This is a genomic window from Thiopseudomonas sp. SA1F2-1K (assembly GCF_057443035.1).
This window is the reverse complement of record NZ_CM172014.1, coordinates 2,234,142-2,247,481: the sequence shown is the minus strand read 5'-3', so window position 1 is coordinate 2,247,481 and position 13,340 is coordinate 2,234,142. Positions and strand designations below refer to the sequence as shown.

General features: G+C 47.5%; 13 protein-coding genes and 2 tRNA genes. 10 read left to right on the top strand and 5 right to left on the bottom strand.

Translation table 11 applies throughout. The annotated features are described in order from the left end of the window. Nucleotides 1-23 precede the first annotated feature (23 nt). The 10 genes from epd (at nucleotide 24) to AC2T15_RS10900 (ending at nucleotide 9,286) form a co-directional block, all read left to right on the top strand. Nucleotides 24-1,085, top strand: a complete 1,062-nt coding sequence (gene epd / locus AC2T15_RS10945) for an erythrose-4-phosphate dehydrogenase (RefSeq protein WP_053100647.1) — start codon at nucleotides 24-26, stop codon at nucleotides 1,083-1,085. A gap of 2 nt (nucleotides 1,086-1,087) precedes the next feature. Next, a complete protein-coding gene (locus AC2T15_RS10940; protein ID WP_053100646.1) occupies nucleotides 1,088-2,251 on the top strand; it encodes a phosphoglycerate kinase in 1,164 nt (387 codons plus the stop codon). Between the two features lie 67 nt (nucleotides 2,252-2,318). Next, nucleotides 2,319-3,383, top strand: a complete 1,065-nt coding sequence (fba, locus tag AC2T15_RS10935; RefSeq protein WP_053100645.1) for a class II fructose-bisphosphate aldolase — start codon at nucleotides 2,319-2,321, stop codon at nucleotides 3,381-3,383. A 117-nt stretch (nucleotides 3,384-3,500) separates the two neighbouring features. Beyond that, on the top strand, nucleotides 3,501-3,965 hold the full coding sequence (bfr, locus tag AC2T15_RS10930) for a bacterioferritin (protein ID WP_053100644.1): 465 nt from the start codon (nucleotides 3,501-3,503) through the stop codon (nucleotides 3,963-3,965). Nucleotides 3,966-4,085: 120 nt separating this feature from the next. Beyond that, entirely contained in the window at nucleotides 4,086-4,535 is a 450-nt protein-coding gene (azu, locus tag AC2T15_RS10925; RefSeq protein ID WP_053100643.1) for an azurin, read from the top strand. A 142-nt stretch (nucleotides 4,536-4,677) separates the two neighbouring features. Further along, complete coding sequence (locus AC2T15_RS10920) at nucleotides 4,678-5,229, top strand: cytochrome b (RefSeq protein WP_053111268.1); 552 nt, start codon at nucleotides 4,678-4,680, stop codon at nucleotides 5,227-5,229. Between the two features lie 11 nt (nucleotides 5,230-5,240). Then, nucleotides 5,241-5,819, top strand: coding sequence for a YceI family protein (locus AC2T15_RS10915; RefSeq protein WP_486778281.1), 579 nt, complete (start codon nucleotides 5,241-5,243; stop codon nucleotides 5,817-5,819). 42 nt (nucleotides 5,820-5,861) lie between these two features. Then, nucleotides 5,862-6,920 carry an NAD(P)H-dependent flavin oxidoreductase gene (locus AC2T15_RS10910; RefSeq protein ID WP_053106208.1) on the top strand — a complete coding sequence of 353 codons (1,059 nt, stop codon included), beginning with the start codon at nucleotides 5,862-5,864 and terminating at the stop codon, nucleotides 6,918-6,920. 90 nt (nucleotides 6,921-7,010) lie between these two features. Next, nucleotides 7,011-8,189 (top strand): YbfB/YjiJ family MFS transporter, encoded by a 1,179-nt coding sequence (locus AC2T15_RS10905; protein WP_486778280.1) that lies wholly within the window; start codon nucleotides 7,011-7,013, stop codon nucleotides 8,187-8,189. Nucleotides 8,190-8,290: 101 nt separating this feature from the next. Further along, on the top strand, nucleotides 8,291-9,286 hold the full coding sequence (locus AC2T15_RS10900; protein WP_486778279.1) for a cytochrome-c peroxidase: 996 nt from the start codon (nucleotides 8,291-8,293) through the stop codon (nucleotides 9,284-9,286). 160 nt (nucleotides 9,287-9,446) lie between these two features. Here the strand turns inward: AC2T15_RS10900 and AC2T15_RS10895 are convergent. The 5 genes from AC2T15_RS10895 to AC2T15_RS10875 all read right to left on the bottom strand — a co-directional run bounded on the left by AC2T15_RS10895 (nucleotide 9,447) and on the right by AC2T15_RS10875 (nucleotide 13,328). Continuing rightward, nucleotides 9,447-9,521, bottom strand: a tRNA-Gln gene (locus AC2T15_RS10895). Nucleotides 9,522-9,566: 45 nt separating this feature from the next. Then, a tRNA-Phe gene (locus AC2T15_RS10890) sits at nucleotides 9,567-9,642 on the bottom strand. Nucleotides 9,643-9,733: 91 nt separating this feature from the next. Then, a complete protein-coding gene (locus tag AC2T15_RS10885; RefSeq protein WP_053100637.1) occupies nucleotides 9,734-10,006 on the bottom strand; it encodes an oxidative damage protection protein in 273 nt (90 codons plus the stop codon). After that, nucleotides 10,003-11,067, bottom strand: a complete 1,065-nt coding sequence (gene mutY, locus AC2T15_RS10880) for an A/G-specific adenine glycosylase (RefSeq protein ID WP_486778278.1) — start codon at nucleotides 11,065-11,067, stop codon at nucleotides 10,003-10,005. Before mutY ends, AC2T15_RS10885 begins: the two co-directional genes overlap by 4 nt. Continuing rightward, nucleotides 11,064-13,328, bottom strand: a complete 2,265-nt coding sequence (locus AC2T15_RS10875; RefSeq protein WP_486778277.1) for an AsmA family protein — start codon at nucleotides 13,326-13,328, stop codon at nucleotides 11,064-11,066. The genes mutY and AC2T15_RS10875 overlap by 4 nt, the downstream gene beginning before the upstream one ends. Nucleotides 13,329-13,340 lie beyond the last annotated feature (12 nt).

The window sequence follows — 13,340 nt, the reverse complement described above, 5'->3', positions numbered from 1 at the left end:
CTACTGCTTTAAGTAGAGATCAAATGCACAACAATCTATTCAAAGTTGCCATCAATGGGTACGGTCGAATTGGTCGCTGCACCTTACGTGCGCTCTATGAACAGGCGCAGGGTCGGGCGATTGAGATTGTTGCGATTAATGATCTTGCTGACCAAGCCAGTATTGAGTATCTGACTCGCTTCGATTCAACCCATGGCCGTTTTCCAGGGGAAGTGCGAGTTGAAGGTGATTGCTTGCATATCAATGGGGTATGCACCCAGGTATTGCGTCAAGCACAGCCGGAAGCGATTGACTGGGCTGGATTAGGGATTGATTTATTACTTGAGTGTTCTGGCCAATACACTACCCGTGAGCAGGGCCAGCGCTTTATCACGGCTGGCGCGCCTAAGGTATTGTTTTCACAACCGATGCAAAGCGCTGCTGATGTGGATGCCACCATAGTGTATGGGGTTAATCACCAGCAGTTAACTGGGGCAGAAACCCTGATTTCTAATGCTTCTTGCACCACCAATTGCAGCGTACCTGTATTGCAATTGCTGGAGCAGCAGCTAGGTATCGAGCAGGCAATTATTACCACGATTCATTCGGCGATGAATGATCAGCCGGTTATCGATGCTTATCACCATGAAGATTTACGCCGCACTCGCTCAGCGTTTCAGTCGATTATTCCAGTATCCACGGGATTAGCCCGTGGCATTGAGCGATTGCTCCCAAGTTTAACCGATCGCGTGCAATGCAAAGCATTGCGTGTGCCCACGGTCAACGTTTCTTGCCTAGATATTACTTTGCAGGTGAAACAGGCCACAAGCGTGCAGCAGCTTAATCAGCTGCTGTTTGCTGCTTCCCAACAAGGCCCGCTGCAAGGGCTGCTGGGTTATACCGAATTACCCCACGCCAGTTGTGATTTTAATCATGACCCCCATTCAGCCATTATTGATGCCAGCCAAACTCAGGTGTCTGGCGGACATTTGGTGAACTTGCTGGTGTGGTTTGATAATGAATGGGGCTTTGCCAACCGTATGCTCGATGTTGCCGAGTATTTATTAGCGCTTTCACCCTCTACTTCCAGCCCATACAAGGACTGACTATGACTGTTTTAAAAATGACTGACGTTGATCTAAAAGGTCAGCGAGTATTGATTCGTGAAGACTTAAACGTGCCAGTAAAAGACGGCAAAGTACAAAGTGATGCACGGATTTTAGCTTCATTGCCGACCATTCGTTTAGCCCTTGAGCAGGGTGCTGCGGTTCTGGTCTGCTCACACTTAGGTCGTCCTGAAGAAGGACAGTTTAGTCAAGAAAATAGCTTAGCCCCGGTGGCTGAGTACTTATCCACGGCGTTAGGTCGTGAAGTCCCCTTAGTGCGTGACTATTTAGAGGGTGTGGAAGTTAAGCCCGGCGAAATTGTTTTGCTAGAAAACGTGCGTTTTAACCTCGGTGAAAAGAAAAATACTGATGAGTTGGCTCAGCAATATGCCGCCCTGTGTGATGTTTTTGTGATGGATGCATTTGGCACGGCGCATCGTGCTCAAGGTTCAACCCACGGAGTGGCAAAGTTCGCGAAAGTGGCCTGCGCAGGCCCTTTGTTAGCTGCTGAACTTGAGGCATTAGGTAAGGCTTTAGATCAACCGGCGCAGCCGATGGCAGCGATTGTAGCTGGCTCAAAAGTATCTACTAAGTTAGATGTGCTCAATAGTTTGGCGGAAATCTGTGATCAATTGATTGTGGGTGGTGGTATTGCCAACACTTTCTTAGCGGCTGCGGGTTATCCGGTAGGCAAGTCGTTATATGAAGCTGAGCTAGTAGAAACTGCCAAAGCGATTGCTGCGAAGGTCAGCGTGCCCTTGCCGGTAGACGTAGTGGTAGCTAAAGCTTTTGCTGCAGATGCAGAGGCTACGGTTAAAGCGGTAGCTGATGTGGCAGCTGACGATATGATCTTAGATATTGGTCCAGAAACTGCAGCCAGCTTTGCTGAGCTGCTCAAAAGCTCCGGTACCATTTTATGGAACGGCCCGGTTGGCGTATTTGAGTTTGATCAGTTTGGTAACGGTACTAAGGTGCTAGCAGAAGCCATTGCCCAGAGTTCAGCATTCTCAATTGCTGGTGGCGGTGACACCTTAGCCGCGATTGATAAGTATAATGTTGCGCAAAATATTTCTTATATTTCAACCGGTGGTGGCGCGTTCTTAGAATTTGTTGAAGGCAAAGTCTTACCGGCAGTAGAAATTTTAGAACAACGCGCTAAGGCGTAAAACAGATTAACTGCGTCAGTTATACTGACGCAGGATTTAAGAATTAACGACCTAATGGGAGAACATTATGGCTCTTATCAGCATGCGTCAATTGCTGGATCATGCTGCCGAATTTAGTTACGGCCTACCAGCATTCAACGTTAACAACTTAGAGCAGATGCGCGCCATCATGGAAGCGGCTGATAAAACAAACTCACCCGTGATTGTGCAGGCCTCAGCCGGCGCGCGTAAATATGCGGGTGCTCCGTTTTTACGTCACTTAATTTTGGCTGCCATTGAAGAATTTCCGCATATTCCGGTATGTATGCACCAAGACCACGGTACCAGTCCCGATGTGTGCCAGCGTTCCATTCAACTGGGCTTCTCTTCAGTGATGATGGATGGTTCTTTAGGTGAAGACGGTAAAACCCCTACCACCTACGAGTACAACGTTGAAGTTACTCGCCGCACAGTAGAAATGGCGCATGCCTGTGGTGTTTCAGTGGAAGGTGAGCTGGGTTGCTTAGGCAGTTTAGAAACCGGTATGGCCGGTGAAGAAGATGGCATCGGCGCAGAAGGTGTGCTGGATCTTGAGCAAATGCTAACTGACCCTGAAGAAGCCGCTGACTTTGTGCGTAAAACCCAGGTTGATGCCTTGGCTATTGCCATTGGTACGAGCCATGGTGCGTATAAGTTTACTAAACCACCTACCGGCGACACTTTAGCCATCGAGCGGATTAAAGAAATCCATAAGCGTATTCCAGATACTCACTTAGTGATGCACGGTTCGAGCTCAGTGCCACAAGAGTGGTTAGCGATTATCAACGAATACGGTGGTGATATTAAAGAAACCTACGGTGTACCGGTTGAAGAAATCGTTGAAGGAATCAAGCACGGTGTGCGTAAAGTCAATATTGATACGGACTTACGTTTAGCCTCGACCGGGGCGATGCGTCGTTACATGGCGCACAACCCTAGCGAGTTTGACCCACGTAAGTTCTTTGGCGAAACCGTAACGGCCATGCGCGATATCTGTATTGCTCGCTACGAAGCCTTTGGTGCAGCAGGGCAGGCGGATAAAATTAAGCCGATCTCTTTAGAAAAAATGTACCAGCGCTACGCCAGTGGTGAGCTTTACGCTAAAACCAAGTAATGCTGCAAACAGCCCGCCATGATGCGGGCTGTTTACTTTTAGCAAGCGGTCAATCAAGCTGAACCGATAGTCAATGCTTGAGTCTAGACAGTGATACAACATGAGAGGTTAGCTATTATGCAAGGACATCCAGAAGTCGTGGCGTGTCTCGTCGAGTTATTGCGTGGCGAGCTAGCGGCACGTGATCAGTATTTTATTCATTCACGTTATTACGAAGATTTTGGTTTATCTAAGCTGTATGAGCGGATTAACCATGAAATGGAAGAAGAAACCCAGCACGCAGATGCTATTTTGCGCCGTATTTTATTTTTAGAGGGCACGCCTGATATGCGTCCCCATGCCTTTACTCCTGGTGCTGATGTCCCAGAAATGCTGCGTAAAGATTTGGCATTGGAATATGAAGTGCAAAAAAACCTAACAGCGGCTATGCAACTCTGTGAGCAGCATGGTGATTTTGTGTCACGGGATATGTTGTTAGCACAATTGCGCGATACTGAAGAAGACCACACCTATTGGCTAGAAAAGCAGTTAGGTTTGATTGAAAAAATCGGATTACAGAATTACTTGCAAGCTCAGATCTAAAATGTTTCAAAAGGGTACGGATAAATTTACTGGTTCTAGAGTCTGTTACAATAACGATATGCATTCTTAATTGATGCGCTATCTTTTATATAAAGTACTATACGAGGCAAGGAGATTATTATGATCCGTAAACTAGCTGTGGCAACTGTATTCACTGCTCTAGCTGTGCCTGCATTTGCCGATGACTGTGCAGTAACAATTGAAGCCACTGACGCTATGACGTGGGATACTTCTCATATTGATGTTAAACAAAGCTGTGAGAAGTTTACTGTTAACCTCAAGCACGTAGGTAAATTACCTGCCTCAACCATGGGCCATAACTGGGTATTATCAAAAACTGCTGATTATCAAGCCGTTGCCCAAGAAGGTATGGCACAGGGCGCTGAGAAAAACTACGTAAATGATGCTGATGAGCGGGTTCTGGCTCACACTGAAGTTGTAGGTGGCGGTGAAGAAACCAGCGTAACCTTTGATGTGAGTAAGTTAGCAGCAGATGAAGAGTACTCTTATTTCTGCTCGTTCCCAGGCCACTTTGCCATGATGAATGGCACCTTAAAACTGGTCGACTAATCGTTTAAAGCGTTAGTCAAAGTGGTTTGTTTGAGCACTGCTAAGCAACCATTGCTCTTAATAAAAAATCCGAGTCTACGCTCGGATTTTTTATGGCTGTTGATTAACGCTTGAACCCTAATAAAGCACTGAAGGATTAAATATGGCGCATACAAAACAGGCGGCGGGTTACGATAGGTTAACCATTACCTTACATTGGCTGGTCGCGCTGATGGTAATTGGGCTCTTTGCCTTGGGGCTGTGGATGACAGGACTGAGCTATTACGACAGCTGGTATCGCACGGCACCTGATCTTCATAAAAGCTTTGGCAGTTTACTGTTATTACTGATGCTACTGCGGCTGATTTGGCGAGTTCGTCAACCGCGAACCGCCCCGATAGCAACCCACCAACGCTGGGAATTGATCTTGGCCAAAGCAGTGCAGGGGCTTTTATATCTAGGGCTATTTACGGTGTTAATTTCTGGCTATTTAATTTCGACTGCTGATGGGCGCCCGATTAGTTTTTTTGGGCTCTTTGATTGGCCGGTATTAATCAGCGGTTTGCCTAATCAGTCAGATATTGCCGGAACTGTACATTTATACGCAGCTTGGAGTGTGATTGTATTAGCAGCATTGCACGCACTGGCGGCGATTAAACATCATCTGATTGATCGCGATGCAACGCTTAGCCGCATGCTAGGCAAATCTAACTAAGAGGAACGACCATGCTTAAAAAGCTTTTTGCCACCACTTTGCTTGCGTCTAGTTTGCTGGTTGCACAGCAAGCCAGCGCAGCCGATTATCAAATTGATAAAGAAGGTCAGCATGCCTTTATTAATTTTAAAATCAGCCATCTAGGTTATAGCTGGCTTTACGGTACTTTTAAAGATTTTGATGGCAGTTTTAGTTACGATCCGGCACAGCCAGAAGCCAGTCAAGTACAGGTTAAAATCAAAACGGCCAGTATCGACTCTAATCATGCCGAGCGTGATAAGCACTTACGGGCCGCTGATTTTTTAAACACCAGCAAACACCCTGAAGCAAACTTTGTGTCAACACAAGTGCTGGCAACTGGTGAAGGTACGGCGGATATTGTGGGTGATCTAACCCTCAATGGAGTAACGCAGCCAGTGACGATTAAGGCGCAGTTTATTGGCGCTGGTGATGACCCTTGGGGTGGCTATCGTGCTGGTTTTGAAGGAACTACCGAGTTAAAGCTGGCTGATTTTGGCATCAAGGCGCAATTGGGCCCAGCCGCTGAAACAGTTTATCTGATTTTGTCTGTTGAAGGTGTGCGTCAGTAACAGAGTCATCAACCTTGAGTCAGTGCAAGAGGAGTCACTACCATGGGATTTAAAACTCAGGGCTTAGCCGCGTTAGGGGCTGAACTGCCCATTATTCAAGCACCTATGGTAGGGACTTCTACCCCACAACTTGCCGCAGCAGTGAGTAATGCCGGTGGTTTGGGCTCTTTGGGCCTAGGCGGCAGTACGGTTGCGCAGGCACGTCAATTAATTCAGGCAACCCGCGAACTAACCACTAAGCCGGTCAACTATAACTTTTTCTGTCATCAGCCTGAGCAACCTGCGGCTGCCCGTGAGCAGCGTTGGTTACAGCGGTTAGCGCCTTACTTTGCTGAGTTTGCTGCATCTGTACCGACTCATATAAGTGCGGGCTATCAAAGTTTTGTTGGTCATCAAGCGATGCTTGAAATGCTGCTAGATGAGCGCCCTGAAGTGGTGAGCTTTCATTTTGGCTTGCCTAGTCAGGCTTTTATTGATGCGCTTAAGCAGCAGGGTACCCAGCTGTTGGCCACAGCAACCTGTGTTGCAGAAGCGCAGCTAATTGAGCGAGCCGGCATTGATTTTATTGTCGCACAAGGCTTTGAAGCCGGTGGGCATCGCGGGGTATTTGAGCCGACCAAGGATCAGCGCTTAGGCACCTTTGCTTTAGTGCAGCGATTAGCCGAGGTGACGCAGTTACCCTTAATTGCAGCCGGTGGCGTGATGAATGCGCAAGGTATCCGAGCCGCTTTGCAGCTGGGTGCAGTAGCGGTACAAATGGGTACCGCCTTTGTTTTATGCCCCGAGTCATCGGCCAGCGCAGCCTATCGTGCCGCGTTAACCAATGCCGCCGAAGTGCCAACTGAGGTCAGTGCGCTAATTTCTGGGCGGCCAGCGCGTGGTTTGGTTAATCGCTGGCATACCGAACTCGCTTTACAGGATACAACTGATCTGCCTGATTACCCCATTGCCTATAGCGCCGCTAAAGCATTGCAGGCCGCTGCCAGTGCTGCTGGTAACCAAGAATTTTCGCCTTTTTGGGCGGGGCAAGCGGCCAGCTTAGCCCAAACCTTGCCTGCGGCTGAGTTGCTGCAGCAGATAAGACGAGACCTTGGGTGCTAGTTTAAAAAGATAGTTCTACGACTAATCGCTATACCCTGCAGGAATAAACCGTAGCAGACTGTGCGCTTGATCATTTATCTAAGGCACATTATGTTCTCCGCTAAATTAACCCTAGGGCGCACCCTGCTCGCTGGTGCTTTACTGTTGCTGGTGGTGCATACCTTAGGGCGCTTTATTTACACCCCAATGCTGCCGCGTTTAGTGGATGATGGATTGCTGACGTTGCAGCAGGGCGCCACTATCGCCACTTGGAATTATGTCGGTTATTTGCTGGGTGCCCTAATTGCGATGCGCTGGTATAGCTTAGATAAAATTAAGCTGTTTCTGCCGTGGGCAGTGGGCTTTAGTGTGCTATCTACGTTCGCGCAAACCCAAGCCGAAACAGTGGGTTGGTTAACGCTACTGCGCTTAATTAATGGCATCACTAATGGCATTGTGTTTGTGCAGGTGCCCTCACTGATTCTTGAATGGCTAAACAGCCGCGGCAAGGCGGCGTTAAGCGGCTTAGTGTATTTAGGGGTAGGTGCTGGGCTAATTATTTCGAGCCTTGCAGTAAGCTTGCCAGCACCTTGGTTGCAGGGCGCTGAGCGCTGGTGGCCAGCGGCGTTATTGGCGCTGCCGATGGCGGTTTGGGGCTGGCGGCAGCTGAGCTTAATTGAGGTGCAGGAGATACCTGTTGCCAGTGCGCCCAAAAATAAGCAAGGTAAGGTGGTGCTGTTTGACCGCGCCAGTATTCCGCTGTTTTTATCGTATGCCGGTGCTGGATTAGGTTATATCTTGCCCATGACCTTTTTACCGATGCTGGCGCGCTTATTGTTAGAGCAGAATCACTTACTGATTGATGGCAGCTGGTTATTGGTGGCCTTGTCTACCTTGCCTGCAGCGTGGTTGTGGAACCGTTTGGGAGGCAGCTTAGGCGATGGGCCTGCCTTGCGCTTAAACTACGCTGTGCAGCTGCTAGGGGTGTTAGCGGTGATTTTATTGCCAGGTACAGCTGGCATTGTGCTTTGTGCGCTACTGGTGGGTAATACATTCTTAGGCACAGTACTCTTAACCCAACGTTTAGCCCGCAGCTTACACCCCCATCAAGGGCCCAAATTATCTGCAGCGTTAGTAGCCCTGTATGGCTTTACTCAGTTGACTGGTCCTTGGTTAACTCGGTTATGGTTGGATGCAGGGGGTACTTTGCAAAGTGCGTTCTGGTTTGGTGCAGCGGCGTTGGCGTGGGGTTTGCTGTGGTCGTTATTAGTGCCTAGACCATGCACATAGATTTAACCTTATAAAAATAAGGGTCAATTGATATTGAGCAATGCATCGTTAGTTTTGTTCTCGACAATGGATGTGTATTAATTGTTGAGGAAAGGTTAACTATGTTTCGTCTTACATTGCTAGCGATCAGTATTGCTTTTAGTGCTAGTTCCCTAGCATCAGCGCGTAATAATGAGCCAATTCAACCTATTGAGCCGGTAGTTATAGAAAATCCAGATAAAGTAGCTTTAGGTAAGCAGTTGTTTTTTGATCCGCGCTTATCTAAATCAGGGTTTATCTCCTGTAATTCTTGTCACAATCTTAGTATGGGCGGTAGTGATAATTTACCTTCTTCAATTGGTCATAATTGGCAGCAAGGGCCAATTAACTCACCCACAGTTTTAAACTCAAGTATGAATGTGGCTCAGTTTTGGGATGGGCGTGCTAAAACTTTGAAAGAGCAAGCTGGCGGACCAATCGCTAACCCTATTGAGATGGGGTTTACGCATGAATTAGCCGTTGAGGTATTGCAATCGATTCCACAGTATGTGGCTAACTTTGAAAAGGTGTATCAAGATAAAAAAGTTACAATTGACTATGTGACAGATGCAATTGCTGCTTTTGAAGAGACCTTGGTTACGCCTAACTCACGTTTTGATCTGTGGTTGAAAGGAGACGATCAGGCCATTACAGCGCAAGAGAAAAGTGGCTATGAATTATTCAAAAGTGTTGGTTGTATTGCTTGCCATAGTGGACCTGCTGTAGGGGGGACATCTTTTCAGAAGATGGGCTTAGTAGAGGAATATCAGACTAAGAACCCTGCTGAGGGAGTTGCAGGGCTAACTGGAAATGATTTAGATCGATTCAAGTTTAAAGTACCGACACTGCGTAATGTGGAGTTAACGTATCCTTACTTTCATGATGGGGCTTATTGGAAATTAGAGGAAGCAGTGGATGTAATGGCGCGTTTGCAGTTGGGACGTAAACTTGAAGAGCCAGAAATTGCAGATATTACAGCTTTTTTGAAAACCTTAACTGGTGAGCAGCCGCAGTTACAATTACCTGTTTTACCACCCTCAAATGCCGATACTCCACGTCCACAGCCCTTTAAGCCGTAGATAAGGTTTATCTTTACCGAGTTAATGGAGAGGTAGCCTTTCTAGCATGAAAAGTTAGAGAGGTTACTTTTTTGACTGGTTGTTCGATCGAGGAGGTTTTATTCAGGTCAAATTTAAGGCAAAAAAAAGCCAGCTAAAATGCTGGCTAAAAATTTAATAATGGCAGGGGCGGCTGGATTCGAACCAACGCATGGCAGGATCAAAACCTGCTGCCTTACCGCTTGGCGACGCCCCTGTGTAAAACTAAAAACCCGCGGAACTAAATGCGGGCTTTGAAATATGGTGCCTTGGGACGGAATCGAACCGCCGACACGAGGATTTTCAATCCTCTGCTCTACCGACTGAGCTACCAAGGCAATGGAGCGGTATTTAATAGTAAAACCTTTTGGCTGTCAACCCTTTATTTAAGAAAATCTTAAATAATTGCAAAATACCGCTGTTTTTAGCTTAAGCCGTGGGGGGAACATAGCCTTCTGCCTGAGCAAACTCTTCACCAGAGAAGAACTTATCCATTTCTGCCATTAAGAATTTTCGGTCTTCGGCATTCATCATGTTCAGGTGGCGCTCGTTAATAATCATGGTTTGATGTGCTTGCCATTCATCCCAAGCTTGCTGAGAAATATTATTGAATAAATCCTCGCCTTTTGCCCCTGGAAAAGGCGCGCGGGCTAGACCTGGTAATTGTTTGTGGTGCTTACGGCATTGAACCATGCGAGTCATTGAGTTTCTCCAAGCTGTTTAAAGGTTTGTTTTAACAATTTTTTAACCGGTGCAGCAAAGCCAAGACGAGCTGCTTGCTTGGGGTTATACCAAAGCCAGTCTGCTTCGGCTACTGCTGGATGCTGTTGCACATGAATCAACTGCGGCTGAATTAGCAGTTGAAAATGGCTAAACACATGTTTAATAGGAGGCAAGGCTGTGCCTTGATCTAATAGGGTCAGTTGTTGCTGTTGAGCAAAGCTACTTAGCTGGGATAACTGCTCTAATTCTGGCAGGCTCCATAGCCCACCCCATAACCCTGTTGAAGGGCGGCGATAAAGCAAGACTTGTTGCTGCGGATTAACAAAGAGCAGCATATGGGTGTGCTTACTGGGATTTTGTTTTTTCGGCTTGGGCTCAGGAAACGCTGTGGGCGTACCCCGTTGGTAAGCTAAACAATGGCTATGTAGTGGGCAGGCTAAGCAATCAGGCTGGCTGCGAGTGCAGAGCGTAGCGCCTAGATCCATCATGGCTTGGGTATAGTGAGGCACCCGCTGCTGTGGGGTTAGCTGTTCGGCCATTGCCCACAGTTGCTTGGCGACGCTGGCTTGGCCAGGATAACCAGATTGTGCACTAAAGCGGGCTAATACCCGTTTTACATTGCCATCTAAAATGGGTGCACGAATCTGCATGCTTAAACTTAAAATAGCGCCAGCGGTGGAGCGGCCAATGCCGGGTAAAGCCTCTAGTTCCGCCAGTGTTTGTGGAAAAACTCCAGCATAGTTAGTAACAATTAATTGAGCGGTTTTGTGTAAGTTGCGCGCGCGCGAGTAGTAACCTAACCCCGTCCACAGGTGTAGCACCTCATCCTCATCGGCTGCTGCCAGCGCTTCTACATTGGGAAACTGCTGCATAAAACGGCTAAAGTAGCCAAGCACTGTACTGACCTGGGTCTGCTGCAGCATGACCTCAGATACCCAGACCCGATAAGGGGTTACCTCTTGCTGCCAAGGTAAATGCTTGCGTCCATGCAGGTCATACCAAGCCAAAACAGCTTGGGCAAAGTCGAAGCCTTTACTCACTTAAATAACCCTTTAAGCGCCTCTTGCAGCTCGGGTGGCGCTTTATCTTTTAGTTTTTTATCTAGCTGCTGTTGTAGTTTGTGACTCAGCTCTTGGCTGGCCGATTGTTTCAGCAAATGGCCGAGTCGTTCTTGATCAAAGCGACAGGATTTGGCTGCTAACTCGAGCGGGCCGTGACAATGAAATGGCCACTCAATTGCAGCAATTCGTGGATTAACTTGGCAAGCTGGATCCGGCATAGGGCGTTGATCGCCTAACAGTTTAAGGCCTAGTTGATAGTTCAATGTGAGCTGATTTAAATCCACATCGCCTTTGCCGTTGGCTTTTAAGCCGGGCAGGCTAACAATCAAGTTTTGGCTATGGGCAATGCCCTGTTTAATTTGCAGGCTACCGCTGATCTGATTAAATGCGGTGTGTTGCTGGGTAGAAGCCAATTTGCTGGGGGTTTTGCGATTAAGCGCGGCAATGCCTAAGCACAGCTGCTGATCGAGGTTGGTATCGCGTAACTGGCCATTATGTAGCTCGAAGCTGTACTGACCTTGTAACTGTTTGATCCACTGTTGCTGGCTACTGCCTTGGGTGCTTAAGGTGGCCAAGTTATCTAAATTACCGGTCAGCGTCACTGGTTTATTGAGGGCAGTTAATACAGGCTCTAACGGCAGGTGAACAATTTTGGATTGCAGCTTAAGTTGTGGGATTTCTGCTTGCTGGTTGAGGCTAGCACTGGCGGTTAAGCTACCACCAAAAAGTTGCGCATAAAATTGCTCAAGGTTAACAATGTTGTGTTTAGCCGTTGCTTGCAGATTGAGATTTTTCAATGGTAATTGTTGGTACGTCAGGCTACCCAGTTGCAGATCTGCCTTTAAATCCAATGCCGCTAAACTATGGATGGGCAGTACACTCTGGGTGTCCCAGTGATAAGCCGCGGCAGTCGCAGGTGCCGTTGTTGAATTGATAGCAGCAGCGCTAGGAGTGTTTTCTAGTTGCTGTTGAATTGCTTGTTGGCGCTCGGCATTAGCTGGATTAGTTTGGCTTAGTAAGTACTGATCAAGATTAAGCTGATCGCCTTGGAGTGAGAGAGTTAAGTTGGGCTGCTCGCTACTTGGTAAATAGCTGATACTGCCAGTGAGCTGGGTGTTATCTAGTGCTAAGGTTAAATCCGTGGCGCTAAACTCAGGATAGGTTCCTTGTAGCTTGCCGAACAAACTCACTTGGCTAAAAGCCGTAGGTGCAAGGGTGGTCGGTAAGGGGCGACCAATACTGCGTAAAAAATCTTGGGCATTAAAGGTTGGAATATTTAGCGAGCCATTAAGCGTAGGCGCTGTTTTGAGCTGGGTAAGCGCCAGTTCTCCAGAAACTTTTAGTTGGTTGAGAGTGAGGCGTAGTTGCTCCCAGCTAGCGGCGGCTTGATCAGCCTGATAGCTTAAATTACCTCGGGCCAATACTGTCAGAGGTTTATCTAGTAGCAGCTCACCGGTTAGGTCACTTTCTAGTTGCAGGTTTTCCACTAGGTAGCGCTGATTCGAGCGATCAATAGTAGCATCGGCAGTACCAGCAAAGCGGGTGCGTAAATTAGGCTGCTGGACACTGGTAAAACCAGAAAACTTGACTGGAAATTGAGTGTCTTCGCGAATAGCTCCGGTAGTAATTTGTAGGTTTTCAGTGACAAACTGTTGGCCTGTTTGCTGATCTTGATAGCTAATTCGCGCGCTATTGATAATCAAGCTATCAATATCCAGTCGTAGTGGTTTGAGGCGTGATTCAACGGCAGCTGTTGTATTATCAGAGGCGTGCTCTGGCTGCTGTTTGGCTAGTAAGCGCTGTTTATGCTGGGCTTTATGGGTGGCAATTTCTTCTAGAGTTTTACCAATGTACTCCCAGTTACCAATGCCATCTGCGTCGCGATAGAGCTCAAGATTGAGTCCATCTAGGCGCACATCGCTCATTTGTACTTCTTTTTTAAGCAGCGGTAATACCCGTACCGAGAGCGCTAATAGTTTAACATCGGCAAAGGGTTTGTCTGGTGTGTCCAATGAGGCAATGCGGGTGTCAGTGAGTTCTAACCCTAACCATGGAAAAAGGCTCCAGCCAATATCACCATTGAGCTCAAGCTCAACTTTGCCCTTATCCCGCGCCAGTTGTTGCAGTTGCGCTTTGTAACTATTGGGGTCGACAAAGTGGGTTAACGCAAAACCCGCTGCGATCAGTAAGAGCAGTAAAAATAATAAAAATGCAGCAATAAACTTACCGATGGATTTCACGTTTTAACCTCA